A 25082-nucleotide genomic window follows, 5' to 3' on the forward strand; every position below is an offset into this window, starting at 1 on the left:
GTAAGACCCCTTGTAGACGACGAGGTTGATAGGTTCGAGGTGGAAGTGCAGCAATGCATGCAGCTGACGAATACTAATCGGTCGAGGGCTTAACCTAATATAGGGATCTTTGAACGTAGTTCAAAATCTCTCTGCTTAAAACCTAAGAATCAAACCTTTACGCAAGTTTCGTATCTAGTTTTCAGGGAATAATATTTCCTGAGTATATATGTCTTGGAGAGATACCCAAGTGGCTATAAGGGGACCCTCTGCTAAGGGGTTAGACTGCGTAAGTGGTGCGAGGGTTCGAATCCCTCTCTCTCCGCCAGTTCCAAACATATATAACAGCTTTTATGTGGCGGCGTAGCTCAGCTGGCTAGAGCGTACGGTTCATACCCGTAAGGTCGGGGGTTCGAGCCCCTCTGCCGCTACCATAAAACCAATCCAGATGGAGGCTTAGCTCAGCTGGGAGAGCATCTGCCTTACAAGCAGAGGGTCGGCGGTTCGATCCCGTCAGCCTCCACCATCTTTCTTCACATGCCGTTGTAGCTCAACTGGTAGAGCAACTGACTTGTAATCAGTAGGTTGGGGGTTCAAGTCCTCTCGACGGCACCATTCATTTGGTGCAGCTTGAATTGTCATGGAGCCGTGGTGTAGAGGCCTAACATGCCTGCCTGTCACGCAGGAGACCGCGGGTTCGAATCCCGTCGGCTCCGCCATTCATGTTTTTCGATGAATGGGACAAACTAAAAGAAGTACATAAGGCTCGGTAGCTCAGTCGGTAGAGCAGAGGACTGAAAATCCTCGTGTCGGCGGTTCGATTCCGTCCCGAGCCATTGAGATGGTTGTGCTGCCACGACGCAGCACGGTTATCTCGCAATCTGGAGGCTTAGTGAAGTGGCTAAACACGGCAGACTGTAAATCTGCTCTCTCCGAGTTCGGTGGTTCGAATCCATCAGCCTCCATTTCCCTAAGAGCCATTAGCTCAGTTGGTAGAGCACCTGACTTTTAATCAGGGTGTCGTAGGTTCGAATCCTACATGGCTCACTTTTATAAGTAAAAGCACAAGACCGCGAGGGTCTTTTTTATTTTTATTATGTTATTTTACTTAATAGAAAAGCATCCCTAGATGGGATGCCTTTTTTATTTCAACTTCTCTGCAACGGACTGCATTTTTTGTGACATCGAGGCTGCTTTATCACGGCGATCGTCGATTTTGATGGAGGTGGAAACGCGCTGCGCTCCATTGGTGAAAGGAACCTCATGCACAGCACGAATGACTTCCAGAATTCGATCTAAGGCCCCTTCTAGAATAGTGCCCATGGGGGTCATTTCGAAGGTAATATCGTCGTGCTTTTCTAGCTCTTTGTGTAGATCAGCTACATAACCGCTAAGGCTGGTGGTTCCTGTTCCGATTGGGATTATCGTAAATTCTGCAATAGCCATATGACGGCACTCCTTTCATCTTGTCTGCTATGCTCTATTGTAGATGTTGAGGTGCACGAGATGCAACTAAGCCATAGAAAGATCAGCTCCATTAAATGCTGGCGAGTTCAATAATATAATCAGCAGTCCTTGCAGCGAGTGCCATAACGGTGTTGGTCGGATTGCAGCCGCTGGAGGTCACGAACAAGCTCGCATCGCAGATAAAAAGGTTCGGTATATCGTGGCTCTGCCCGTACGTGTTAACAACGGAAGTAGCAGGATTATTTCCCATGCGGCATCCCCCCATGAAATGCTGCGTATCCGGGACGACGAAGGCAATTTCGCCACCGGCCGCTTTGAGGATAAGCTGCATATTGTCCACGGCGTGATCAATGAGCTTGCGGTCATTATCTCCGTAATTAAAGGTGACAGCAGCACGCGGCATGCCATATTCATCTTTTTCATCAGATAAGGAGATATGGTTATCCCACTGCGGAAGTACCTCTCCCACCATCGTTAGCCTGCCATAGTGATTGTAATTTAGCATAGCTTGTCTTAACCCTGATCCCCACAAAGGTTCTTGTGTAGATTTGCTAATCCCATCGGCCATATCAATAGGCCTTGAACCGTGGGAGTGAATCGTATAACCACGAGCATAGCCGCGTCGAGGATCCGTTTCATAGAAATCTTGCGTAGACGCTAGCACAGGGGTGCCTTTGTATAAACGAACCTCTTGCTCAAATTTGGCATAAACATCGTTACTGCTGTGAGTCATAATCGCGCGGCCTACCCACCCGCTGGAATTAGCTAGACCGTCAGGAAATTGCGGCGACGCGGAGTGGAGCAGCAGACGAGGCGTCTCGACAGCATGTGCGCATAAAATAACCGTTTTGGCACGCTGCCGGTACTCCGTTCCTTGATGAACGAAAAGCACACCATTGACATGGCCGTTAGCATCAATTTCGATCTGAGTAACCATGCAATCGGGGAGAATTTCTGCCCCAGCCTTCACTGCTTTGGGAATATGTACGGTCAAGGTACTGAATTTGGCATTCGGCATGCAGCCCTGGATACAGAATCCGCGATTGATGCAGGGAGGACGCCCATCAAAGGGGGCAGATAGTATGGCAAGCGGTGTAACGGCTGATTGAATACCGAGTGCTTCGCAGCCTTTTTGAAACAGATAAGCATTGGGACTTAAGGGATCTCGTTCTGGATAGGGATAAGGTCCCTGAAAGTTGCCCCACGGGAAGAGTTTGGGACCGGAGACGGCAATTTCTTTCTCGATCCGATTATAGTAAGGTTCAAGATCTTTGTAATGAATAGGCCAGTCTTCTCCAACGCCATCGATGGATTTGGTTTTGAAGTCAGATTCATGAAATCGCAAGAAAACGCCTGTGAAGTTTTGTGTTCCCCCGCCAACCCCCCGACCCGAATTAGAGTAACCCATGCCTAACGGGACTGTCCCATCTACTAGCCGAGTATCTTCCCAGCCCAACTGCCGCATGCTCAATTCGTCGCTAGCAAAGTTTTTCTGAGGATCTCGCCAAGGGCCAGCATCCAAAACAACGACACTCAGCCCAGCCTCACTCAGTTCTTTGGCAAGAACTCCGCCAGCAGCGCCTGCTCCAACAATTAAGATATCAACGGCATCTTGCTCATATCGCCTTTTCATTGCTCTTTCACAGCCTCCCAGGGGTCAACCTGACCTGTTTCAGCACGAACATAACCACGAGGATAGGCAGGACCGCCAAAACCAATCTCTGACCATACCAAAGGATGAGAATAGTAAGCCTCTACGCTGAGCTTTAGTAGTTTTTGAAATAAAGCTTTCTGCGGGAGGCCATCCCAATTTACAGTTGGAGGATAGCTGTCGCTGCTGATCTGCAACATAATTTGTCGCTGAGAAGGTTCATCTAGCTGGAAAAAAGGTTTGCTGCTATCGATCCAGCCAGTCTCATCAATGGCTTTAAGTCCTTGGCGTAAAAGCGCGCGTACAGGGGGAACATTTGCTTTTCGCTGCCCCTCGCCTTTGTCTTGTGTGAGAACCTCGTCAATATGACAGAGGATGTATTGAATGATTTCGCCTCGATTATCATCCATTAGCAGCGAGCACCATGCCCGCAGTGTTTCTGCCTCAACATGTGTGAGGAACTGATACATAGTATCACGCTGTAAACGAGCGTTTACGATATTCCGGGTATTGGCATCCCATTCCTTTTGCTCATCCATGACGTTATAAGTCGGATAATAGCTATGATTTGTCATCGTCAATCAACCTCCATAAATGGCAGCAAGACCAAGAATACTTAGAAATGAAAATAGTATAGGCATCAGCACTGGCGGTCCTGTGAGAAAATTTCGTAAAGCAAAGCCGCCTACTCTTTTTCGAACACCAATGAGGTGAAAAGTAAAGCCGATCAATCCTTGGAGGACACCAAGCCAAAAGATGATATGCACAGTCGTATACCACCCATGACGATTTATCAGCGTGCACAAGATGGAGACAAGACTGATAAGGAGAGACAGGATGACTGGACTCCACATTATTTTCTTATGAAAGTTTTGACGATAGTGCGATAAAGTCACTTGGATCCATAAGAGGAGATAGGCGACTCCAACCAAGAGAATGATGACACGGTCCAAAGACCATAGCGTCCAAACCATATGTAGTACCTCCTATAGGGCAAACATCCCTTGTACAATTATTTCCAAAAATACGAAGTTTATGAGCACGCCAGCCTTTAATGGACGCACGGAAGAAAGATTTGTTAGGTTTACCAATCATGTGCGGGTTAGGAAACATTTTAGGAATGAAAGACTTTTCATTGACATGGTAATCTTGTACTAGATTAATTGGACTTTTCCATATCTACTAACAAATACGTACTGGAGGATTTAAAAATGATAAAGATTCTTGCAAGACGCACATTTGGGATTACGGCAGCGGTAACGATTGCTCTGTCAGCAACAACAGCTATATCCGCATACGCCGCGAACGATGATATGGATGCAGTTTCACTAGCCAAGAAAATGGTAGGAGTCGATTATTCCAAAAGCAACGAAACGCCTGGTGCGGGGTTTGATTCCGCGGGCTTAATTTATTATGTCTACCAAACGTTGGATTACTCGATTCCAAGAACACTTGCTGATCAATTTAATATGAATAAAAAGAAAATTACGGATATTTCCAAAGCGGAACCAGGTGACGTCTTGTTCTTTGGCAGTGGCGAGAAGCCGTCATTTGCTGGCATCTATGTCGGTAAAGGCAAAATGGTCATGTCTTCCCAGAGCAAAGACGAAGTCGTCACTCGCAGTGTAAGTGACTATAAGAGTAGTTTTATTGCCGGGAGAAGCATTCTTTCCTCTAAGGATCGTTTGAAAGCAGAACTTATTTTGACTGCTCAGAAATATTTAGGCACACCGTACGTCTTTGGTGCGCCATATGGACAAACCAAAACGATGGATTGTTCGTCTTTTGTGAAGACTGTGTTTGCTGAGTACGGCATTACGCTGCCGCGGGTATCTCGCAATCAAGCCAAAGAAGGCAAGTTTGTAAGCAAAAGCGATTTGCAGACCGGTGATTTAGTTTTCTTTACAACAGTGGATTCAGGGAAAAATATTGGACATGTCGGGATTTATGTAGGGGATGGGAACATGATCCATACGTACGGTGAAGGCGGCGTGAAATTTACCTCCATAAACAAAGAATGGTGGGCAGATCATTACGTGACGGCACGTCGGGTTTTAAACTAGAAGGAAAGCTGCTATTTAATGAAGAGAACCCTTTTGCTGCCTAGTTGCAGGAGGGTTCTTTTCCATGAAACCTGCCATATATGGTACAATAGGGAGATATAGATAGAAGAAGCTAGGAGTAAGGAGAGACGCAGATGGATTGGGAGCGCATAAAAGAACGTTTGGAAGCGGTTTTACAGACACATATGCACATTAGTTTGATCTCTGAAGCAGATTGGTTGCACTTATCCGAAGAACAAGCCGAATATCCGGCGAGCTTTTGTCGAAGCATTGAACGTGGGCAAGATGTGTTGTTTTATTTAGCTAAGGAACACAAGGAAATACGCGTATTGCAGGTAGCTGGAGCAAAACTGACGGCATCTGAGCGTAAACTCGTTGAAATGACGGTTGAATCCAAGCAAACTCAGGAAAAGAAGCAGCGCGGCACTTATCTGTCAGAAGATGAAAGAAAAGCCTACCAGTTAAGGGATTGGCTGCTTCAGCAAATGGAGCTCGGTTCAACTTATGCGGAACTTCCGGATGCGCTTGCATCACAATCCTCTCTGTATTCAACGAAAATTCCGCTGCTCTTATACGGGGATTACTCCCAAAGCCAAAGCGTTTCTTACGCGGAGCTGAAGAAGCTGCTGGAATCTTTCTTTGAATCGGAGATCATTCTGATTCCTCTAATGGACAAAGAATGGCTGATTCTAGCGCCGGAAGGCCTACTAACGAGCGGCAGCGAGGAACGCGAGGGCGACGAAGAAGAGAGTGTAGAACAAACGCTAGATGCCCTAGGTTCAGGTTTATATGAAATGCTAGCCAATGAATGGGTGGGAGAGTGCCATCTTGCTATCGATTATCCGGTGAAACCCGCGAAATCGCTGTTTGCTACGATTCTCAAGCTAAGGGAAACCATTATGCTGGGCCGATCTTTCCACGTAGGCAGCTTCCTTCATCTTCGATGGGAGCTTCGTTTGGAAAAGCTGCTGCATCTTATTGAGGAAGAGGAAAAGGCAGAATTCCTCGAACAAGTACTACGCGGTACGGACCATGCACTGGATACGGAAACGGTTACAACCCTTGAACATTTCTTTACGTTAGACTGCAATGTTAGTGAAACTGCGAAGAAGCTGTATATTCATAGGAACACCCTATTATATCGGTTGGACAAGTTCAAAAATGAGACCGGACTGGATGTCCGAACGTTCAATCATGCGGTATTGGTGAGACTTGCCCTATTATTGTACAAAGTAACGAAAAGAAAGTGATTTTTTTGTAGGTATTGTGCATAGTCAGTCCGGCATTCGTGGGGTAAGATGAGTATAGTCAAAAGTTGATGAACAAGTAGTGTACATCGATAAATCGTAGGGGGAATGAACACATGGCAGGCGTACGTTTAAATCATATCGTTAAAAGATATTCTGGTGCAGAAGAATCTACAGTTAAAGATTTCCATCTTGAAGTTGCAGATAAAGAGTTCGTCGTATTGGTTGGAGCATCCGGTTGCGGAAAATCCACAACACTTCGTATGATCGCAGGATTAGAGGAAATCACTGAGGGTGAACTTTACATCGGAGACCGCCTAGTTAATGACGTTGCTCCTAAAGACCGCGATATCGCAATGGTATTCCAATCCTATGCCCTTTACCCGCATATGACTGTTTATCAAAACATGGCATTCGGTTTGAAACTTCGTAAATTCAAAAAAGCTGATATCGATGCTCGCGTTCGCGAAGCAGCGAAAATCTTGGATATCGTTCACTTGCTGGACCGCAAACCAAAAGCTCTTTCCGGTGGTCAACGTCAACGTGTTGCCTTGGGTCGTGCGATTGTTCGTGAGCCACAAGTATTCTTAATGGATGAGCCGCTTTCCAACTTGGATGCGAAACTTCGCGTACAAATGCGTGCGGAAATCACAAAATTAACAAAACGTCTTGGTGTTACGACAATTTACGTAACGCATGACCAAATCGAAGCAATGACAATGGGCGATCGCATCGTTGTTATGGATAAAGGTATCATTCAACAAGCAGCTACACCTGAAGAAATCTACAACTTCCCAGTGAACATCTTCGTTGCGGGCTTCATCGGATCCCCATCCATGAACTTCATGACAGGTACATTGACACAAGAAGGAAGCGGAATTTTCTTCAAAGCAGGTTCTGTTAACGTTGAAGTTCCAGCTGGTAAAGCACAAGTTCTGAAAGATAAAGGATATGTTGGTAAAGAAGTGATTCTGGGAGTTCGTCCAGAAGACATTCACGAAGAGCCAGTATTCTTGGAAGCTTCCCCTAACACAGTATTCAACGTAAACGTTGAATTGACTGAGAACTTGGGTCACGAAATGTACTTGTACCTGAACGGTATCGGCGCTAACACAGTTATCGCACGTGTAGATGGCCGTTCCGGAATCAAAGAAGGCACAAACGTGAAATTGGCTTTGGATATGAACAAAGTTCATTTCTTCGATAAAGAATCCACATTGTCCATCTTAGTTAAGTAATTTGGATTAGAAAGGCCAGCCGTTATCGGCTGGCTTTTTTGCTGTTTGAGGAGAAAGAGGAAGTTTGCGAACACTTTAGTTGATTTCGATATCGTATTCCATTACGATGAAACTATTGGAAAGAAAAGAGTATGAGCAGATGAAGCAGGTTTTGCTCAGGCAAAACGCAGAGGAGATAGGACGATGGCCAAAAAGGTGAAGGTTTCCGAGTTAGTGGAACAACTCCATATGGAGGTTCTTGCAGGTGAATCTGGACTCAAACGTGCGATAACAACCGGAGATTTGTACCGTCCGGGTCTCGAGATGGCGGGATATTTCAATTATCATCCGAGAGAACGTATCCAAATGCTAGGGAAGACAGAAATCACCTTCATGGAGATGTTAACGACAGGTGTACGTAGAAACCGAGTAGAGCAGCTATGCGCTCCAGAGGAAACACCTTGCATCATCGTGACAAGAGGACTAGATATCCCAACTGAGCTATTGGAAGAAGCGACAAAACGAGACCTTCCTGTGCTTCGCAGTCAAATGTCGACAACCATTTTTGCAAGCCGATTAACGGGGTTTTTGGAAAATAAATTAGCGCCAAGCACGACAATTCATGGCGTACTCGTCGATGTTTATGGAATCGGTATGCTGATTACAGGCAGCAGCGGTATCGGGAAAAGCGAAACGGCTCTTGAGCTTGTAAAAAGAGGGCATCGCCTGATTGCGGATGATGCGGTTGAAATACGACAAAACGGGGATAAAGTGCTGACAGGGAATGCGCCGGAATTGATCCGTCATTTGCTCGAAATCCGCGGCGTCGGTATTATCAATGTGATGACGTTATTCGGTGCCGGAGCAGTTCGTAATGTAAAGAAAATTTCTGTCGTGGTGAAGCTGGAGAATTGGCAGCAGGACAAGCAGTATGATCGTTTGGGCTTAGATGAGGAGCTTACACGCATCATCGACACGGATCTGCCGCTCGTTACGATTCCTGTACGACCAGGACGAAATCTCGCGGTTATCGTAGAAGTGGCTGCGATGAACTATCGTTTGAAGCGGATGGGGTACAACGCGGCGCTTCAGTTTACGAATAAACTGACAGAATCGCTGAACGAAGATTATGAAGATTTTGATTGAGATCTGGGTAGAGAGAAAGTTTACATCTGAAGGAGTGAAACTATGTTAGAAAGTGTTGCGTTCTCCCTTGGACCCATTCACGTCCGGTGGTATGGCATTATTTTAGGTACAGCAGCATTAATCGGGCTATTATTGGCGATTCGAGAAGGGAAACGATTCAAGATTATCCCTGATTTCTTCATGGATTTGTTGCTGATTGGCGTGCCTTCAGCGATTATTGGGGCAAGAATATACTATGTGGCTTTCCAGTGGTCTGATTATAAGAATAATTTGGCTGAAATATTCATGATCTGGCACGGCGGAATCGCCATCTATGGTGCGTTAATCGGGGCAATTATAGGCGTGTACTTCTATGTTAGAGCGAAAGGCTACGGTTTTTTGCGGATTGCGGATATTTGCGCTCCAGGCTTAATCGTTGGCCAGGCTATTGGACGTTGGGGCAACTTCATGAATCAGGAAGCGCACGGTGGTCCTGTTTCAGAGTCATTCCTGCGCGACACGTTGCATTTGCCTAATTTTATTGTGAATCAAATGAATATTGAAGGTACTTTTTATCACCCAGCGTTTCTGTACGAATCGTTATGGAACATTGTAGGATTGTGTGTGCTTCTGTGGCTTCGCCGCAGACCATTCTTGCGGGCAGGCGAGCTCTTCTTCGGCTACTTCATCTGGTACTCCATAGGGCGCTTCTTCATTGAGGGCGTGCGCACAGATAGTCTGGATATCACAGGTCCTGCATGGCTAGCTTCGTTTATTAATGCACTTTGGTCTCCGATGAAAATCGTCTTTGAGCCGGGCGTGATGACTTATGGCGGCAACGTGAGATTCTCTCAGCTGCTAGCGCTCCTGCTTGTCATCGGAATGGCGATCTTGATTATCGTAAGAAGGAAAAAAGGGTATGCCAATGTTCGTTATGCGGACCCTATTGTCTCGTCAAAAATATTAGACAAAAACAGAGTAGTGAAAGATCAAGAGCAACAGGATAAAGGAGCAGAATATGATTCAAACCGTACTGTTTGACCTGGATGGCACTATTGTTGATACCAATGAGTTGATTGTGCAGTCCTTTTTGCATAGTTTGGAAGGCGAAACGCTAGAACCCGTAGGCCGGGAGCTAATTATCCCGAATATGGGGCGACCGCTTGTGGAGCAAATGGAGTTTTTTACAGGTAAAAAAGAAGTGGAAGAGCTTATTAAGAAATATAGATCGTTTAACTTATCCAAACATGATGAGCTTGTTAAAGAGTTTCCTAACGTACGAACAGTCATGAAGAAGTTGCATGAAAATGGGATTAAAATCGGCATCGTGACCAGCAAAATCAGACAAACAACCCTAATGGGCCTAAAATTGTGCGGATTAGACGAATTCGTGAGCACGATCGTTACCGTAGAGGATGTCAAGGAAGCGAAACCGCACCCGGAAGGGATACTCGCCGCGCTGAAGGTATTAGGGGGCACTCCGGATCAAGCCGTGATGGTGGGAGACAGCCATTATGACATTGAAGCCGCGAAAAATGCGGGTGTCATCTCAGTCGGCGTTACATGGTCATGGAAAGGCCGTTCCTACTTGGAGGAGTATAGCCCGGATCATCTGATTGACGATATGTTTGACCTGCTGCCTATTGTGGGGCTTACGTCGGATGTGGATGCTCATTGAGAAAAACGGACAGGTATCCGGTTGAGGGTCCTAACGCCCTGTGGCAAATCTATCATACCGTCAGCAAATGGAAGGCGATTCGTAATTTCGTATTTATCCAACTTACGAGGTACTCGCCTTCGCTGCGGATGAAAAACTGGATCTATCGGCATATCCTTGGGATGACCGTGGGGGAACACACAGCATTTGCCTTGATGGTGATGGTGGATGTGTTTTTTCCAGAGAAGATACATATTGGCAATAATACGATTATCGGGTATAACACGACAATTTTGGCTCATGAATATTTGACCAAGGAATACAGGCTTGGCGATGTTCATATCGGGTCCCATGTGATGGTAGGGGCAAACACGACGATTCTCCCTGGTGTAACGATCGGAGACTACGCGATCATTGGCGCCGGTTCAGTCGTGCACAAGGATGTAGCCCCGCATAGCTTCGTCGCAGGAAATCCACTGCAAACGATACGTTAAATACAAAATGAGAAATAAGGGTTGTACGCTATTGAGCTGTACAGCTCTTTTTCTTTGTGCATGTAAAGTGGTTGTAAATGTAGGGAACTAGAGAAAGAGGCAATTGACGGTCCTAGGGTTACGTGATAAAATAGCCGTACATTCTTTATTTTGGTAGTATGGTAGCACGTTAATGCATTAAAGTAAAAGATGAGAGAGAAAACAGAACTGAATTCCAAGATGTTGAGGTGAGACGGTGTCAAAGCCAAAAGTATTTGAAAAGCCGTTAGGGGTCAAGGATTACTTACCTGAAGCGGTAATGAAGCTGCGCAACATAGAATACCGTGTACTGGCTTGTATGGAGCGCTGGGGATATAACCAGATCCTGACACCTACACTTGAATATTACGATACCGTTGGAGTGGCAAGCTCCACAGAAGATAAGAAGTTGTTCAAATTGCTAGATCGTAAGGGTCAAACGCTAGTTTTGCGTTCTGAATTAACCGCTCCGATCGCTCGAGTGGCTTCGTCATTATTGAAAGAACATGCGTTCCCATTGCGTTTATCCTATCATTCGAACGTGTTTCGCGCAATAGAAGAAGAAGCAGGGCGGGATTCTGAGTTTTACCAAACAGGTGTGGAACTCATCGGGGATGCTTCATCAGAGGCTGACGCTGAAGTAGTAGCCTTGGCGATTGCTTCTCTGCAAGCAGCTGGCGTTGGAACATTCAAGATTGCGCTCGGCCATGTAGGTTTCTTGAACGGACTGTTCCAGGAGACACTGGAAGGCCGCAACGATGCGCAGCTGAGCTTAAAAGAACATTTGCTCGGTCGTGATTATGTCGGATACCGCGAAGCTATTAAGTCACTAGCCCTTACGCCAGAGGTAGAGCGGGAGTTAATCGGCGTGTTAAGGCTTAGAGGTGGAGATGAAATCTGCGAGCAAGCTCGGATGGTATCTCAACATCCTATCGCTCAGGATGCGATTCGACACCTATGTGAAGTATGGGATGTCCTGCAAGCTTATGGCGTAAGTGAGCATGTTGTTATAGATTTAACAATGATTGGAGATTTCTCCTACTATACAGGCATGACATTCGAAGGATATGCGGCGGATCTTGGCTTCCCTGTGTGCAGCGGCGGCAGATACGATAATCTATTGAGCCAGTTTGGGCGTCCTGCGCCGGCGACGGGTTTTGCGCTGAAGACGAACCGCATTCTTGAGGTGACTGGCGGAGAAGCTGTAGCGACTCCTAAGCGCGTTTTGATTGCTTATGATGCAGAGCACCGTGAAGAAGCACTCCAACTAGCCAAAGCTAAGCGGAGCAGCGAGGAAACGGCTGTTGTGATTACGCAGCTGGTGAGCGAGCCAGAAGCTTGGTCGAAGGCCCGAGTGGTTAAGGAAGACGGTTCAATTGAGGTGCGCGGCATTGTGTATCAGGAAGTTATAGCGTTGTTGGCACAATAAGGCAAACACAAAGCAGGAAGGGAGCGCAGATTAAGCGCTTTTCCTCCGGTGATCGGAAAGAAGGTTGGAACGGTGGATGACATACTTAAAGTAGCGATGCCGAAAGGCCGTATTTATAAACAGGCAGCGAAGCTTTTTCATAAAGCGGGGCTGCCGATTCCGGAGGATCTGGAAGAAGGACGCCGGTTAATTATTCCCGTACATGAAGCGAAAATGGAATTCATTTTGGCAAAGCCTGTGGATGTCCCAACGTATGTCGAATACGGAGTAGCGGATATCGGGGTTGTCGGTAAGGACGTGCTGATGGAGGAAAACCGTAACGTTTACGAGCTGCTGGATCTGGGAATTGCACGCTGCCGCATGTCGGTGATCGGGCTGCCGGACTGGAAGCAAGTAATCAATCCGCGGGTGGCGACGAAGTATCCGAACGTCGCGTCACAATATTTCCGCGAGCAAGGACAGCAGGTGGAGGTCATTAAGTTGAACGGCTCTATCGAGCTGGCGCCGCTCATCGGTCTTGCTGACCGTATTGTAGACATGGTGGAGACGGGACAGACGCTCAAAGAGAACGGACTCGTGGAGCAAGAGGAGATTTTTCAAATTACGAGCCGCTTAATTGCGAATCGAGTCAGCTACCGCATGAAGAACGAATCCATTCAGCGGTTGTGTGATATGCTGCAGGCGGTGCTTCCTGCGCTGACGAAGGTCTAGAAAGAGAGGGAGATGGATATGCGGATACTACCCGCCTCTGAATTTGAATTGAAACGCGAGGTTGAATACGGCTCACCGGAGCAAAATGAAACCGTCCGCCGCATCATCGAAGAGGTGCGTCAGGACGGCGATGCCGCGCTTCGGCGCATGGCGAAGGAATTCGACCGTGTCGAAGTCGCTGAGCTTCGCGTCAGCGAGGAAGAGATCCAGGCGGCGTACGCAGAAGTCGACGCCGAGTTTCTGGCGGCGCTGCGTCAAGCAGCCGCAAATATTCGTGCGTTTCATGAGAAACAGAAACGCACGTCATGGATGGACCTGCAGCCGGACGGCAGCCTGCTGGGACAAATCATCCGACCGCTGAAGCGGGTCGGCTTGTACGTGCCCGGAGGCAAGGCGGCTTACCCGTCCTCCGTGCTGATGAATGCCATCCCCGCGATCGTGGCGGGGGTGCCGGAGATTGCGATGGTGACGCCTCCGGCCACCGCTGGGGAAGAGGGCATCAACCCGCATATCCTCGTGGCAGCAGCCGAAGCGGGTGTGAAAGAGATCTACCGCGCAGGCGGGGCGCAGGCGGTAGCCGCGCTGGCCTACGGCACGGAATCGATCCAGCCGGTCGATAAAATCGTCGGCCCTGGCAACATCTACGTCGCGCTGGCGAAGCGCTTCGTGTTCGGCGTCGTCGATATCGACATGATCGCCGGGCCAACAGACATCGTCGTGCTGGCGGATGAACACGCCGATCCCGAATACGTGGCGGCTGATTTGCTGGCGCAAGCCGAACATGATGAGATGTCACCGGCCATTCTGGTGACAACATCGCAAGAGCTAGCCGAATCGGTTCGGCTAGAACTATGGCGGCAGCTGGACGTACTGCCGAAGAAAGCGATCGCTGCCGTTTCCACAGCGACCAAAGGGGCCATTCTCCTCGTGGACAGCTTGGACGAAGGCGTTGACGTAGTCAACCGCTTGGCGCCAGAGCATTGCGAGCTGTTGGTGCAGGAGCCTTTTAACCTGCTGCCGCGCATTGAGAATGCTGGGGCTATTTTCTTGGGAGCGTACAGTACAGAGCCTGTCGGCGATTATTTCGCCGGCCCGAATCATGTACTGCCGACAAACGGTACAGCCCGTTTCTCATCTCCGCTGAATGTAGACGATTTTTTGAAAAAATCAAGCGTTATTCACTATAGCAAGGAAGCGCTCATCGCGAACGGCGAAATGATTATGACTTTGGCCCGCAACGAAGGGCTCGAAGGTCACGCGAGAGCGGTGGAAATACGACTCAAGAAGGAAGGGAAGTTGAAATAAATGGCTGAACAGGACAAAGGGATTACCCGATCGGCGAGTGTAGCTCGCAAGACGAATGAAACGGATATCAAACTTTCGTTCCAGGTGGATGGGACAGGGGTTTCGGAAATTCAAACGGACGTTCCTTTCTTGAATCACATGCTGGATTTGTTCACGAAGCATGGACACTTCGACCTGAATGTTGACGCTAAAGGCGATATCGAAATTGACGACCATCACACGGTCGAGGATATCGGGATTTGCTTGGGGCAAACGTTACGCGAAGCATTAGGTGATAAAAGAGGTATCAAACGTTATGCAAGCGTGTTTGTGCCTATGGATGAGGCGCTCGCGCAGGTCGTGATTGATATCAGCAACCGCCCGCATTTTGAGTATCGTGCTCAGTACCCTACGGCTAACGTGGGCAGCTTTGAGACGCAGCTTGTTCACGAGTTTCTATGGAAGCTGGCGCTGGAAGCTCGCATCACGCTTCATGTGATCGTGCATTACGGGCAAAACACTCATCACATGATTGAAGCGGTGTTCAAAGCGTTAGGCCGTGCAATAGATGAAGCGACATCGATTGATCCTCGCGTGCAGGGGGTTCCTTCGACGAAGGGAGTGCTGTAAGAATGATCGCGATTATTGATTATGGCATGGGGAATCTACATAGCGTCAGCAAAGCCGTTGAGAGGCTTGGTTATGAAGCTGTGGTTACAGGTGATGCGGAGCAGATTCTAGCTGCTGAAGGGGCAATCCTGCCAGGGGTAGGCGCGTTCGGCGATGCGATGGAGCAGCTCCGCGAGTCAGGGCTGAACGATGTCGTTCTGCGTTACGCAGAATCGGGCAAGCCGCTGCTCGGTATTTGCCTCGGCATGCAGCTGCTGTTCGCTAGCAGCGAGGAGCACGGGAATCATGAGGGGCTGGGCCTTTTGCCCGGATCCGTTGTGCGTTTCCGCGGTGACTACAAAGTGCCGCATATGGGTTGGAACAAGCTGAGCTATAAGCAAAGCGCGAGCCCAATCTTTAAAGGGATTGAGGAAGGGCACGTATACTTCGTGCATTCCTATCATGCGAAGCCAGAGCGCGAGAGTGATCTGCTAGCGGTGACGGATTACTATCAGCCGGTGACGGCGATTGTCGGCAGAGACAACGTGTACGGAATGCAGTTTCACCCTGAGAAAAGCGGAGATATCGGCATGCAGCTGTTGAAAAATTTCCTGGCGATGTGTTAGGAATGGCCGGGGAATAGCAGTCCTAAAGGTCTCTTATTTCGTGGAATGGGACAGTTTGAGCAGGAATAGAAGTCTTTGGAGACTCTTATTCGGAAGATGGAGTGGAAATTGCCCTCCTTTAAGCTAATTAGAGGACTCTAAAGACTCTTATTTTAGCGGGCCTGGTCTTTTTTCCTAAATTTGAAGCCTCCAGAGACTCCTATTTTGCAATAATAGAATCCAGGGGCTCTTAAGTTAAGAAGGAGGTGCCAACATGTTAGCCAAAAGAATTATTCCTTGCCTCGATGTCAAGGATGGTCGGGTGGTCAAGGGCGTAAATTTCGTGAATTTACGAGATGCGGGCGATCCCGTGGAGCTAGCAGCGATTTATGATAAAGAAGGCGCGGATGAGCTCGTATTCCTCGATATTTCGGCTTCCGTCGAAGGACGCGCAACGATGGTAGAGGTCGTCCGGCAAACGGCGGGAGAAATCACGATTCCTTTCACGGTAGGAGGGGGCATCTCCAGCGTGGATGATATGAAGCGCCTGCTTCGTGCAGGAGCGGATAAAATCGGTATCAACACAGCGGCTGTTCGTAATCCTCAGCTTGTGTCCGATGGAGCGCGCAAGTTCGGCTCCCAGTGTATCGTTGTAGCGATTGACGCGAAGTTTAACGCGGAGTGGGGCGAGTGGGAAGTGTTCACGCACGGCGGGCGTAATGCAACAGGCATCAAGACGCTAGAGTGGGTGAAGCGGATGGAAGAGCTTGGCGCCGGCGAAATCTTGCTGACGAGCATGGACGCGGACGGTACGAAGGACGGGTTCGACCTGAAGCTGACACGCGCTGTATCTGAACTGCTCACCATTCCTGTGATTGCTTCCGGTGGAGCGGGCAAAACCGAGCATTTCTATGATGTATTCACCGAAGGCAAGGCCGATGCAGGGCTGGCTGCTACGATTTTTCATTATAAAGAGCTATCGATTCATGGGGTCAAGGCTGACCTGAAAGGTAAAGGGGTTGAAATTCGATGACATTTTCACTGGAACAGATTAAATATGATGCACATGGACTAGTACCTGCCATTGTACAGGATGCCGTCAGCAAAGAAGTGCTCATGCTGGCCTATATGAACAGCGAATCTTTGCAGCGTACGATTCAAACAGGAGACACTTGGTTCTGGAGCCGTTCCCGTGAGGAGCTGTGGAACAAAGGCGCTACTTCCGGTCATACGCAAAAGGTTAAGGCTCTACGCTACGACTGCGATGCGGACACGCTGCTTGTTCTTGTAGAGCAAGTAGGCCCAGCTTGCCACAATGGTACTTACACTTGCTTCACGGAAAGCATTCCGGTTGAAGGGGCAGCGCAAGAAGGAACGGAACCTGCGGTCTCCGGAGATCGTTTTGCCATCCTTGGCGAGCTGGAAGCGGTCATTGCTTCACGCGATGCTGAGCGTCCGGATGGCGCTTATACGACCTACCTTTTCGAAAAAGGCGTCGATAAGATCCTCAAAAAAGTAGGCGAAGAAACGGCAGAAGTCATTATCGCTGCCAAAAACAAAGACAACGAAGAGCTTCGCTATGAAGCGAGCGACCTTATTTTTCACTTAATGGTCCTTTTGCGTAATAATAAATTGCCATTGGATGATATTATGAAAGAGCTCGCGAATCGACATGTTAAAAAATAAATAAAACGACCTGGAGTGATTTCACGATGTTGATTGATTATCATACACATCATGTGCGCTGCGGTCATGCCTCTGGGGAACTAGAGGAGTACGTCAAACGCGGCATCGAGATCGGGCTCACACAATTAGGGCTGTCTGATCATATGCCGCTTTTGCATGTGAATCCGCAGACCTATTGGCCTGAGATGGCTATGCCTATGGAGGAGCTGCCTCGCTATGTCGAGGAGTGCCTGCATTTGAAAGACAAGTATAAGGGTCAGATTGATATCCGTGTCGGTCTCGAGGGCGATTACATTGAAGGCTATGAGTCAGAAATTGAGGCCATTATTAATGCGTATCCATGGGATTATGTGATTGGGTCCGTTCATTTTTTGGGCGAGTGGGATATTTCTGATTTTCGCCAGATCGCAGGTTGGGAAGGTAAGGATATTTATGAGGTTTATACCCAATACTACGAGGCAGTGAAGAAAGCAGCCCGTACTGGACTGTATGATTACCTGGGTCATCTTGATATGATCAAGCGATTTGGTTATGTACCGGATCGCGATACATGGGAGCTGGAGAAAGCAGCGCTGGATACCGTGAAAGAGTGCGGGCTTGCGATTGAGCTGAATGCTTCCGGGCTGCGTCATCCGTGCAAAGAGATGTTTCCGAGCCGCCGCATGCTAGAATATTGCCATAAGGTGGGAATCCCAGTGACGCTTGGATCGGATGCTCATCAGCCGGAGCGGTTAGCCCAATATTTGGATGAAGCAAGATCGCTGCTCAAAATGATTGGATTTAACGAAATAGCCACATTTCATGCACGAAATCGACAACTTGTGACTTTTTAAATTCGACAGCTTTCATGTATAATGAGTAGGGCGTGAACAATCTATTTAATGAACCTTCGGAGGTAACCATTAACCATGCATAGCGACAATGTTAAAATTTTTTCCGGATCTTCGAATCCGAAGCTTGCGGAACGTATTTGTAAAGAGCTCGGCCAGCCGCTTGGACAAATCAAATTATCCCGTTTTAAAAGCGGAGAAATCTACTGTCTCTACGAAGAAACTATTCGTAACTGTGACGTATTCCTGGTACAAACCTTCTCCCATCCGATTAATGAACATATGATGGAACTCTTGGTCATGATGGATGCGGCAAAAAGAGCTTCTGCAAAAACGATCAACCTTGTCATCCCATATTATGGTTACTCTCGTCAAGAACGCAAAGCTGCTCCGCGTGAGCCGATTTCTGCTAAATTAGTCGCTGACTTGTTCAGTGCGGCAGGGGCAAACCGTGTTGTTACAATTGACCTGCATGCACCGGCTATTCAAGGCTTCTTCAATATTCCGGTGGATCATCTGACGGCTCTTGACGTCATCAGTGATTGCATCAAAAAGAAAAATCTGCATAACCCAATCATCGTATCTCCAGATGCAGGCCGTGCAACGACGGCTGAGAAAATGGCGAATATCCTGGATGCGCCTTTCGCGATGATGATCAAGAAGCGTCCGGAGCACAATGAGTCTGTGATCACTCACGTCATTGGTGACGTTGTAGGCCGTACCCCGATTATTATCGAGGATCTAATTGACACAGGAACGACGATCGTTAACGTTGTGGAGAGCTTGAAGGAAAGAGGCGCGCACGACGTTTACATTTGTGCAACGCATCCTGTCTTCTCAGGGCCAGCTCTGCAGCGCTTGGATCACCCGAACATCAAGGAAGTTATCATTACGGATTCCATCGCGATTCCGGAAGGGCATTCCGATAAATTTAATGTGCTTTCCGTAGCTCCGTTGCTATCCGATGCGATTCGCATTATTAATGATGGCGGCTCCTTATCCTCCTTGTTTAAATACGGCGGCGTTTAAGCCAATTGTATAGACCAGATCTTACCTTCGGATAATGTTTTTGGCTTCCAAGCGATCTATGGTATAATTTGAGTTGTAATCAAATTGCCGGAGGTGTCTTGCTATGGAAAAGATTAAGCGTGTGTCCGAAGCGCCAAAACCTAAAGTAATCTCAATAAATATGGATGCCGCATTCTTTTTCGAGAGAGCGGTTCAATCTTTGGATCGGTTTCATTATGATAAGGCATTGAAATATTTCCGGCGGGCTGCGGAGTATGAGCAGGATAACCCTGTGAATCACTGCAACCTTGCGGGAGTTCTCTCCGAAATGGGCAATTACGACGAGTCGAACCAAATTTTGCAGCATATCCTTGAAACGATCGATCCCGAGATGACGGAATGTCACTTTTATATGGCAAACAACTATGCCAATATGGAAAATTTCGAGCAGGCAGAACAAGCATTAGTTCGGTATTTGGAAACTGACCCTACAGGTCAATTCATGGATGAATCCGAAGAAATGATGGAAATGCTGAGCTATGAGCTTGAACGGCCCGCCCCTCTCACTAGCATCAAGAGCAGAGAAGGGCTCTTCGAGCATGATAAAGCCCGCGCCCTTCTGGAAGAAGGGAAGTTCGCTGAGGCTGTGAGGCAGCTGGAGAAGCTGGTGAAGAATCAGCCTGAATTCACTGCAGCACGGAACAACTTGGCCCTCGCTTATTATTATATGGGTCAATTTGAAAAGGCGATGGAAACCATTCAAGGGGTACTCGAAATTGATGCTGGGAATTTGCATGCGCTGTGTAATATGGCCATTTTCCATCAGCATTTCGGTAATAAGAAAGAGTTAGCTGAATTAACGGATCTCCTGTGCAAAACGTTTCCTTTTCAGCAGGATCACGTATTCAAGCTTGCTACGACGATGGGGATTCTTTCTCAACACGAGAAGGCGTACCATCTGTTCAAGCGTTTGCTTAAAGCAGGCGATGGTGCAGCAGACCCGTGTCTGTATCACTATACAGCTGTTGCTGCTTCTCATCTAGGTCGGTTCGATGAAGCCTACCGGTATTGGAAGCAAACACAGAAGCTGGATCCTGGCGCGGAAATCTCCAAGTTTTATTTGGATCAACTGCGTACGAGGGAGAAGGCGGAAGGTCCATTAACTTGGAGCTACCATTACCACTTGCCCTTTGAAGAGCAGTTCCGTGTGCTGGAGAAATCCACGCAGGGCATACCTGATCAATTGAAGAAAGATCCGCTCGTGCGTTCCTCCTTCTTCTGGGCATTGCGTCATGGAGATATCGAAACGAAGCTGCAGGTTATTCAGGCCTTTGGTCTGATTGCCGATGGTGAAGTGAGAGATGCGCTGCAGGACTTCATTCTGGATCGTCACGAAGATGACTATTTGAAGAAAGTAGCCATTTTTGTGCTTCGCAGCATGGGGATTCGAGAGTCCATTCCTGCTTTTCTCGAAAATGAAGAGATTATGGTCGAAGCTTCACCATACTCGCCGCACTTGCCTATTTGGGATGTCAAATGGCAGAGCGTGATGGAAACAGCGCTTTCCCATATGCATAAGCGCTACGATATGGTGCAACAGTATGATTTGGAGATACTGTGGGTTGAATTTTTGACGAAGATGTATCCGTCCGTGCCCAAAATTCAGAAGTCGGAAGGCTGGGCAGCGGCGTTAGAATATTTGATTGCCAAGATGCATCGCCGCGCAATTTCGTATCAAGAGGTTTCTACGCGCTATGGCGTAACGGTCTCTACGGTCAGCCGCAACGTGAAGCTGATTGATGATACTTGCGGCTTGCGCGAGAAGATGGAAGCCATTTTTGACAAGTTTACAAGCATTTGATAGCTGGGGTTTTGCCGTGTCGCGAGACCCGGCTTTCATACATAGATGTATGCATACTAAAGATAGCTTTCCATTAGGAAAGCACATAGGAGGGAAACCAATTGTACAAATCAGTCGTCGTAGGAACAGGACCATCCGGTCTAACAGCAGCCATTTACTTAGCTCGCGCTAACCTGAGCCCACTCGTCATCGAGGGACCGGAGCCGGGCGGGCAATTGACCACTACCACCGAGGTAGAGAACTTCCCGGGTTTCCCTGAGGGCATCATGGGTCCTGAGTTGATGGAAAACATGCGCAAGCAAGCAGAACGCTTTGGCGCTGAATTCAAAACGGGCTGGGTCAATTCGGTTGAACTGACCAATCGTCCTTTCAAGCTGCAAGTTGAAGGTGTGGGCGAGATTGAAACGGAAACACTGATTATCTCTACTGGCGCTTCCGCAAGATTGCTCGGTATCGGCAATGAGAAAGAAAATATCGGACGCGGCGTAAGTACTTGCGCAACGTGTGACGGCTTCTTTTTCCGTGGCAAAAAGATTATCGTCGTTGGCGGCGGAGACTCTGCTATGGAAGAGGCGAACTTCTTGACTCGCTTTGCTTCCGAGGTTCGTTTGGTTCATCGTCGCGATGAGCTTCGCGCTTCCAAAATCATGCAAGACCGCGCACGCGGCAACGAAAAAGTGAAATGGGCATTGAACAATACACCACTTGAGGTTGTTGCAGGTGAGAAAGGTGTAACAGGCCTGAAAGTGAAAAATAATACCACTGGTGAAGAAGAAATCATCGAAACAGATGGTATTTTCGTAGCGATCGGTCATACACCGAATACGAAGTTCCTAGGCGGACAAATTGATACCGATGAGCATGGCTACATTATTGTGAAGCCAGGCACAACGGAAACGAATATTCCTGGCGTTTTCGCTTGCGGTGACGTTCAAGATACGAAGTATCGCCAAGCGATTACAGCGGCTGGAAGCGGATGTGCAGCAGCACTGGAAGCTGAGAAATTCCTTGAAGGCCATATCGTACACGATTGGAGTCAATCGCTGTAAGAGGGGACAGAAAACGTGGAAGGCTATGCTTTCCACGTTTTCTCATTTCTTCTGATGAATAGTTGAATCTTGACCTGTATACAGGGTTGTCTTATAGTTTAAACAGGAGCATATGCCCGAAAATTTTAATGATTATTCATGAGGTGACCTTGCAATGTCAAACCAGATTTATATCGGTGTAGATTTAGGCGGTACCAATATCAAAGTTGGTATCTGCGACGAGCAGGGGAATTTGCTGCAAACGTTAGAAGGACCTACAGGCGCTGAGAATGGCGCTGAGTCAGTAATTGGACGAATTGCGCAGCAAGTGCGACAAATTGTCGAAGAATCCCCGTACGAGTGGGAGCAAGTTGCGGGTATCGGCGCAGGGTTAGCGGGATTCATGGATATTCCGGAAGGATTCATCAAATTCTCTCCAAATTTGAATTGGCATAATGTCCCTGCCAAGAAAATGTTGGAAACGCTTCTAGGCAAAACAGTGAAAATCGACAATGATGCCAATGTTGCTGCGTTAGGCGAAGCATGGGCTGGAGCAGGCGCAGGGATCCCGAACGTAGTTTGCTACACGCTGGGTACGGGTGTTGGCGGCGGTATTATTATTAATGGTAAAATTTATCAAGGTTCTGCGGGTATGGCTGGCGAGCTTGGTCATATGTCGGTTGTGCCTGATATCGAAGCCATTCAATGTGGATGCGGACAAATGGGTTGTCTAGAGACAGTATCTTCTGCAACAGGCATCGTTCGTATGGCCAAAGAAGCCGTAGAACGTGGTGAGCGTACTTCTCTTGCACTTCATGAGAAAATTGAAGCAAAGCATGTATTCGACGCTGCAAAAAGTGGAGATGAAGTTTCTCTTCGCATCGTGAACCGTGCTGCCTACTATCTTGGACGCTCTATGGCAGCATTGGCTGTCGTTGTTAACCCGAAACGTTTCATCCTCGGTGGCGGCGTATCCAAGGCAGGAGAAATTTTGTTCCAACCGATCCGTGATACGTTCAAGAAATACACACCAGAAGCAGCGGCTGAAGGCGTGGAGATTGTTGCTGCTACGCTTGGTAATGACGCTGGTGTCGTAGGCGCTGCCGGTTTGAACTTACGTTAGAACGCTAAATTGACAAGTACAGGTTCGTATGGCTGATGGCAGGGGCTTCGGCTTGCGAAAGCACTCCAAAGGAAGGTGTCATTCATGGAAGAGAACCACCCTTTAGCGAAACTGGTCATTATTACTGGAATGTCGGGTGCTGGAAAGACAATTGCGGTGCAGAGCCTTGAGGATCTCGGATTTTTCTGCGTCGATAATTTGCCGCCTGTCCTTATTCCTAAATTCGCTGAGTTGATCGTACAGTCGATGGGGAAAATCGGCAAAGTCGCACTGGTGATTGATTTGCGGGGGCGTGAATTTTTCACTGCACTTCAGGAGTCGCTTCGATATATCCACGAGAATTACACGCTAAGTTATGAAATTCTTTTCTTAGATGCAACCGATGCGACACTTGTTCAGCGTTATAAAGAAAGCCGACGCCGTCACCCGCTTGCTCCTGAAGGTGCTCCACTTGAAGGCATAGGTCTTGAGCGCAAGCTGCTTGAGGAACTAAAAGGTCTTGCTACACAGGTTATTGACACCAGTACCTTAAAACCAGTGCAGCTCAAAGAAAGAATTATTTCCCGGTTTACCAATTTGGAAACCAACCGCATATCTATAAATGTAATCTCTTTCGGATTTAAATATGGTGTACCCATTGATGCTGATTTAATCTTCGATGTTCGCTTCTTGCCGAATCCCCACTATGTGGAACAGCTTCGCCCGCAGACAGGTCAAGACCCCGATGTGTATGACTACGTGATGAAATGGACCGAGACGCAAGAGTTCCTAACGAAATTACTTGATATGCTGAACTTCTTAATGCCTCAATACAAGAAGGAAGGTAAAAGTCAGGTCGTAGTTGGGATAGGCTGTACAGGAGGAAAGCATCGTTCCGTAGCAATTACTGAATACCTGGGGAAAGTACTGGGGAATAGTGAAACAGAAGCTGTGCGTTTGAGTCATCGAGATGCCGAGCGGGACCGGGTATAAGCGTCCTAACGATTAAGAGGGTGAATGAAGGATGAAACATGAAAAATCACAGCGCACTCCTAGAATAGTCGTAATCGGCGGCGGCACAGGTCTATCTGTCATGCTTAGAGGTTTGAAGGAAAAGCCAGTTGATATTACAGCTATCGTAACGGTAGCAGACGACGGAGGAAGCTCTGGCATTCTCCGCAATGAGATGCAGATGCCCCCTCCGGGGGATATTCGAAACGTACTGACCTCACTAGCGGATGTCGAGCCGCTGCTGTCTTTAATGCTGCAATATCGATTTCAGGTAGGGACAGGTTTAGCTGGACACAGTCTGGGAAATCTAATATTAGCGGCTCTCACTGACATTACCGGTGATTTCGTAACGGCCGTGCAAGAGATGAACAGGGTATTCGCTGTCCGTGGTCGGGTTATTCCAGCTTCTAACCAAGCAATCGTGTTGAAAGCGATAATGGAAGATGGTACTTTAGTCATAGGAGAATCCAAGATTCCAAAAGCGGAAGGGCGCATTAAGCGCGTGTTCATAGAACCCGCTAACGTGACGCCGCTTGCGGACGCTGTTCTTGCTATACGCGATGCGGATGCGATTCTTTGCGGTCCAGGTAGTCTATACACCAGCCTGCTGCCGAATCTGCTTGTTCCTGGTATTGCTGAAGAGATTGCCAAATCGAAAGCAGTTAAAATGTTCATTTGCAATGTCATGACGCAGCCTGGGGAAACCGACGACTACTCGGTCAGTGATCACCTAGATGCGGTGTATGATCATCTCAAGCAGCACCTGTTTGATTATGTGATCGTAAACAATGGCGAAATTCCACCGCAAGTTCAGGCGAGATATGCCGAAAAAGGTTCGAAAGCGGTTCACTTGGATTTAGATGAAGTCACGAAAAGAGGGTATCAGGTCATTGCTGACCGACTTGTGCTGTTCCGCACGTACCTTCGTCATGACGCTGAGAAATTGAGTGACCATATTTATCAGCTTGTCGAAAGCTGGATGTCAAGGAAGAAGTGAGTC

The 25082-nt window shown here is 47.8% G+C and carries 25 protein-coding genes, 8 tRNA genes and 1 rRNA gene; 30 read left to right on the plus strand and 4 right to left on the minus strand.

From position 1 onward, the window contains the following. The 9 genes from AC58UW_RS16760 to AC58UW_RS16800 all read left to right on the plus strand — a co-directional run. Positions 1–97, plus strand: a 23S ribosomal RNA gene (locus tag AC58UW_RS16760); the annotation flags it as partial. A 118-nt stretch (positions 98–215) separates the two neighbouring features. Next, positions 216–307: transfer RNA gene (locus AC58UW_RS16765), tRNA-Ser, on the plus strand. Between the two features lie 29 nt (positions 308–336). Beyond that, positions 337–413: transfer RNA gene (locus tag AC58UW_RS16770), tRNA-Met, on the plus strand. 16 nt (positions 414–429) lie between these two features. Beyond that, positions 430–505, plus strand: a tRNA-Val gene (locus AC58UW_RS16775). A gap of 13 nt (positions 506–518) precedes the next feature. Then, positions 519–594, plus strand: a tRNA-Thr gene (locus tag AC58UW_RS16780). A 27-nt stretch (positions 595–621) separates the two neighbouring features. Further along, a tRNA-Asp gene (locus AC58UW_RS16785) sits at positions 622–698 on the plus strand. A 44-nt stretch (positions 699–742) separates the two neighbouring features. After that, positions 743–815, plus strand: a tRNA-Phe gene (locus tag AC58UW_RS16790). Between the two features lie 47 nt (positions 816–862). Continuing rightward, positions 863–944 (plus strand) — tRNA-Tyr (locus AC58UW_RS16795). Positions 945–953: 9 nt separating this feature from the next. Beyond that, a tRNA-Lys gene (locus tag AC58UW_RS16800) sits at positions 954–1026 on the plus strand. A 96-nt stretch (positions 1027–1122) separates the two neighbouring features. Here AC58UW_RS16800 and AC58UW_RS16805 read toward each other — a convergent pair. The 4 genes from AC58UW_RS16805 to AC58UW_RS16820 form a co-directional block, all read right to left on the minus strand. Next, the gene (locus AC58UW_RS16805; protein ID WP_497421787.1) at positions 1123–1425 is read right to left on the minus strand and encodes an MTH1187 family thiamine-binding protein; all 303 of its coding nucleotides are present in this window, start codon (positions 1423–1425) and stop codon (positions 1123–1125) included. Between the two features lie 91 nt (positions 1426–1516). Then, positions 1517–3079 carry a GMC family oxidoreductase gene (locus AC58UW_RS16810; RefSeq protein ID WP_497421788.1) on the minus strand — a complete coding sequence of 521 codons (1563 nt, stop codon included), beginning with the start codon at positions 3077–3079 and terminating at the stop codon, positions 1517–1519. After that, the gene (locus tag AC58UW_RS16815) at positions 3076–3672 is read right to left on the minus strand and encodes a gluconate 2-dehydrogenase subunit 3 family protein (RefSeq protein WP_497421789.1); all 597 of its coding nucleotides are present in this window, start codon (positions 3670–3672) and stop codon (positions 3076–3078) included. Before AC58UW_RS16815 ends, AC58UW_RS16810 begins: the two co-directional genes overlap by 4 nt. Before the next feature lie 6 nt (positions 3673–3678). Then, a complete protein-coding gene (locus AC58UW_RS16820; RefSeq protein ID WP_497421790.1) occupies positions 3679–4071 on the minus strand; it encodes a hypothetical protein in 393 nt (130 codons plus the stop codon). A gap of 237 nt (positions 4072–4308) precedes the next feature. On the opposite strand from AC58UW_RS16820, the gene AC58UW_RS16825 reads away from it, so the two are divergent. From AC58UW_RS16825 to AC58UW_RS16925, 21 genes are all read left to right on the plus strand, one after another. Further along, on the plus strand, positions 4309–5160 hold the full coding sequence (locus AC58UW_RS16825) for an NlpC/P60 family protein (protein WP_497421791.1): 852 nt from the start codon (positions 4309–4311) through the stop codon (positions 5158–5160). 134 nt (positions 5161–5294) lie between these two features. After that, on the plus strand, positions 5295–6410 hold the full coding sequence (locus AC58UW_RS16830; protein ID WP_497421792.1) for a PucR family transcriptional regulator: 1116 nt from the start codon (positions 5295–5297) through the stop codon (positions 6408–6410). A gap of 113 nt (positions 6411–6523) precedes the next feature. Then, entirely contained in the window at positions 6524–7645 is a 1122-nt protein-coding gene (locus AC58UW_RS16835; protein WP_161406843.1) for an ABC transporter ATP-binding protein, read from the plus strand. Positions 7646–7828: 183 nt separating this feature from the next. Then, entirely contained in the window at positions 7829–8770 is a 942-nt protein-coding gene (gene hprK, locus AC58UW_RS16840; protein ID WP_145668175.1) for an HPr(Ser) kinase/phosphatase, read from the plus strand. 42 nt (positions 8771–8812) lie between these two features. Next, positions 8813–9790 (plus strand): prolipoprotein diacylglyceryl transferase, encoded by a 978-nt coding sequence (lgt, locus tag AC58UW_RS16845; protein WP_497421793.1) that lies wholly within the window; start codon positions 8813–8815, stop codon positions 9788–9790. Next, the gene (ppaX, locus tag AC58UW_RS16850; protein WP_497421794.1) at positions 9768–10427 is read left to right on the plus strand and encodes a pyrophosphatase PpaX; all 660 of its coding nucleotides are present in this window, start codon (positions 9768–9770) and stop codon (positions 10425–10427) included. Before lgt ends, ppaX begins: the two co-directional genes overlap by 23 nt. Beyond that, a complete protein-coding gene (locus tag AC58UW_RS16855; protein WP_497421795.1) occupies positions 10424–10900 on the plus strand; it encodes an acyltransferase in 477 nt (158 codons plus the stop codon). The genes ppaX and AC58UW_RS16855 overlap by 4 nt, the downstream gene beginning before the upstream one ends. A 235-nt stretch (positions 10901–11135) precedes the next feature. Beyond that, complete coding sequence (locus tag AC58UW_RS16860) at positions 11136–12347, plus strand: ATP phosphoribosyltransferase regulatory subunit (RefSeq protein WP_497421796.1); 1212 nt, start codon at positions 11136–11138, stop codon at positions 12345–12347. 72 nt (positions 12348–12419) lie between these two features. Next, positions 12420–13058, plus strand: a complete 639-nt coding sequence (hisG, locus tag AC58UW_RS16865) for an ATP phosphoribosyltransferase (protein ID WP_497422018.1) — start codon at positions 12420–12422, stop codon at positions 13056–13058. 18 nt (positions 13059–13076) lie between these two features. Continuing rightward, entirely contained in the window at positions 13077–14363 is a 1287-nt protein-coding gene (hisD, locus tag AC58UW_RS16870; RefSeq protein WP_497421797.1) for a histidinol dehydrogenase, read from the plus strand. Next, positions 14364–14972 carry an imidazoleglycerol-phosphate dehydratase HisB gene (hisB, locus tag AC58UW_RS16875; protein ID WP_497421798.1) on the plus strand — a complete coding sequence of 203 codons (609 nt, stop codon included), beginning with the start codon at positions 14364–14366 and terminating at the stop codon, positions 14970–14972. Positions 14973–14974: 2 nt separating this feature from the next. Next, the gene (gene hisH / locus AC58UW_RS16880; RefSeq protein ID WP_497421799.1) at positions 14975–15577 is read left to right on the plus strand and encodes an imidazole glycerol phosphate synthase subunit HisH; all 603 of its coding nucleotides are present in this window, start codon (positions 14975–14977) and stop codon (positions 15575–15577) included. A 253-nt stretch (positions 15578–15830) separates the two neighbouring features. After that, a complete protein-coding gene (gene hisF, locus AC58UW_RS16885) occupies positions 15831–16589 on the plus strand; it encodes an imidazole glycerol phosphate synthase subunit HisF (protein ID WP_497421800.1) in 759 nt (252 codons plus the stop codon). Beyond that, positions 16586–17242, plus strand: a complete 657-nt coding sequence (gene hisIE / locus AC58UW_RS16890; RefSeq protein WP_497421801.1) for a bifunctional phosphoribosyl-AMP cyclohydrolase/phosphoribosyl-ATP diphosphatase HisIE — start codon at positions 16586–16588, stop codon at positions 17240–17242. The genes hisF and hisIE overlap by 4 nt, the downstream gene beginning before the upstream one ends. Positions 17243–17268: 26 nt before the next feature. Next, on the plus strand, positions 17269–18075 hold the full coding sequence (hisJ, locus tag AC58UW_RS16895) for a histidinol-phosphatase HisJ (protein WP_497421802.1): 807 nt from the start codon (positions 17269–17271) through the stop codon (positions 18073–18075). Positions 18076–18150: 75 nt separating this feature from the next. Continuing rightward, a complete protein-coding gene (locus AC58UW_RS16900) occupies positions 18151–19101 on the plus strand; it encodes a ribose-phosphate diphosphokinase (RefSeq protein WP_497421803.1) in 951 nt (316 codons plus the stop codon). 103 nt (positions 19102–19204) lie between these two features. Beyond that, complete coding sequence (locus AC58UW_RS16905; protein WP_497421804.1) at positions 19205–20941, plus strand: tetratricopeptide repeat protein; 1737 nt, start codon at positions 19205–19207, stop codon at positions 20939–20941. A 101-nt stretch (positions 20942–21042) separates the two neighbouring features. Then, a complete protein-coding gene (gene trxB, locus AC58UW_RS16910; RefSeq protein ID WP_497421805.1) occupies positions 21043–21990 on the plus strand; it encodes a thioredoxin-disulfide reductase in 948 nt (315 codons plus the stop codon). Positions 21991–22144: 154 nt separating this feature from the next. Beyond that, a complete protein-coding gene (locus tag AC58UW_RS16915; protein ID WP_497421806.1) occupies positions 22145–23092 on the plus strand; it encodes an ROK family glucokinase in 948 nt (315 codons plus the stop codon). A gap of 84 nt (positions 23093–23176) precedes the next feature. Continuing rightward, positions 23177–24064, plus strand: a complete 888-nt coding sequence (gene rapZ, locus AC58UW_RS16920; RefSeq protein WP_127458363.1) for an RNase adapter RapZ — start codon at positions 23177–23179, stop codon at positions 24062–24064. Between the two features lie 31 nt (positions 24065–24095). After that, entirely contained in the window at positions 24096–25079 is a 984-nt protein-coding gene (locus tag AC58UW_RS16925; protein ID WP_497421807.1) for a gluconeogenesis factor YvcK family protein, read from the plus strand. Positions 25080–25082 lie beyond the last annotated feature (3 nt).

It is taken from the genome of Paenibacillus sp. J22R160 (assembly GCF_059692135.1).

Excerpts from the sequence above, each read along its gene's own strand:
- AC58UW_RS16805 (WP_497421787.1), bottom strand. The coding sequence starts at position 1,425 with ATGGCTATTGCAGAATTTACGATAATCCCAATCGGAACAGGAACCACC.
- AC58UW_RS16810 (WP_497421788.1), bottom strand. The coding sequence starts at position 3,079 with ATGAAAAGGCGATATGAGCAAGATGCCGTTGATATCTTAATTGTTGGA.
- AC58UW_RS16815 (WP_497421789.1), bottom strand. The coding sequence starts at position 3,672 with ATGACAAATCATAGCTATTATCCGACTTATAACGTCATGGATGAGCAA.
- AC58UW_RS16820 (WP_497421790.1), bottom strand. The coding sequence starts at position 4,071 with ATGGTTTGGACGCTATGGTCTTTGGACCGTGTCATCATTCTCTTGGTT.
- AC58UW_RS16825 (WP_497421791.1), top strand. The coding sequence starts at position 4,309 with ATGATAAAGATTCTTGCAAGACGCACATTTGGGATTACGGCAGCGGTA.
- AC58UW_RS16830 (WP_497421792.1), top strand. The coding sequence starts at position 5,295 with ATGGATTGGGAGCGCATAAAAGAACGTTTGGAAGCGGTTTTACAGACA.
- AC58UW_RS16835 (WP_161406843.1), top strand. The coding sequence starts at position 6,524 with ATGGCAGGCGTACGTTTAAATCATATCGTTAAAAGATATTCTGGTGCA.
- hprK (WP_145668175.1), top strand. The coding sequence starts at position 7,829 with ATGGCCAAAAAGGTGAAGGTTTCCGAGTTAGTGGAACAACTCCATATG.
- lgt (WP_497421793.1), top strand. The coding sequence starts at position 8,813 with ATGTTAGAAAGTGTTGCGTTCTCCCTTGGACCCATTCACGTCCGGTGG.
- ppaX (WP_497421794.1), top strand. The coding sequence starts at position 9,768 with ATGATTCAAACCGTACTGTTTGACCTGGATGGCACTATTGTTGATACC.
- hisD (WP_497421797.1), top strand. The coding sequence starts at position 13,077 with ATGCGGATACTACCCGCCTCTGAATTTGAATTGAAACGCGAGGTTGAA.
- hisB (WP_497421798.1), top strand. The coding sequence starts at position 14,364 with ATGGCTGAACAGGACAAAGGGATTACCCGATCGGCGAGTGTAGCTCGC.
- hisH (WP_497421799.1), top strand. The coding sequence starts at position 14,975 with ATGATCGCGATTATTGATTATGGCATGGGGAATCTACATAGCGTCAGC.
- hisF (WP_497421800.1), top strand. The coding sequence starts at position 15,831 with ATGTTAGCCAAAAGAATTATTCCTTGCCTCGATGTCAAGGATGGTCGG.
- hisIE (WP_497421801.1), top strand. The coding sequence starts at position 16,586 with ATGACATTTTCACTGGAACAGATTAAATATGATGCACATGGACTAGTA.
- hisJ (WP_497421802.1), top strand. The coding sequence starts at position 17,269 with ATGTTGATTGATTATCATACACATCATGTGCGCTGCGGTCATGCCTCT.
- AC58UW_RS16900 (WP_497421803.1), top strand. The coding sequence starts at position 18,151 with ATGCATAGCGACAATGTTAAAATTTTTTCCGGATCTTCGAATCCGAAG.
- AC58UW_RS16905 (WP_497421804.1), top strand. The coding sequence starts at position 19,205 with ATGGAAAAGATTAAGCGTGTGTCCGAAGCGCCAAAACCTAAAGTAATC.
- AC58UW_RS16915 (WP_497421806.1), top strand. The coding sequence starts at position 22,145 with ATGTCAAACCAGATTTATATCGGTGTAGATTTAGGCGGTACCAATATC.
- rapZ (WP_127458363.1), top strand. The coding sequence starts at position 23,177 with ATGGAAGAGAACCACCCTTTAGCGAAACTGGTCATTATTACTGGAATG.
- AC58UW_RS16925 (WP_497421807.1), top strand. The coding sequence starts at position 24,096 with ATGAAACATGAAAAATCACAGCGCACTCCTAGAATAGTCGTAATCGGC.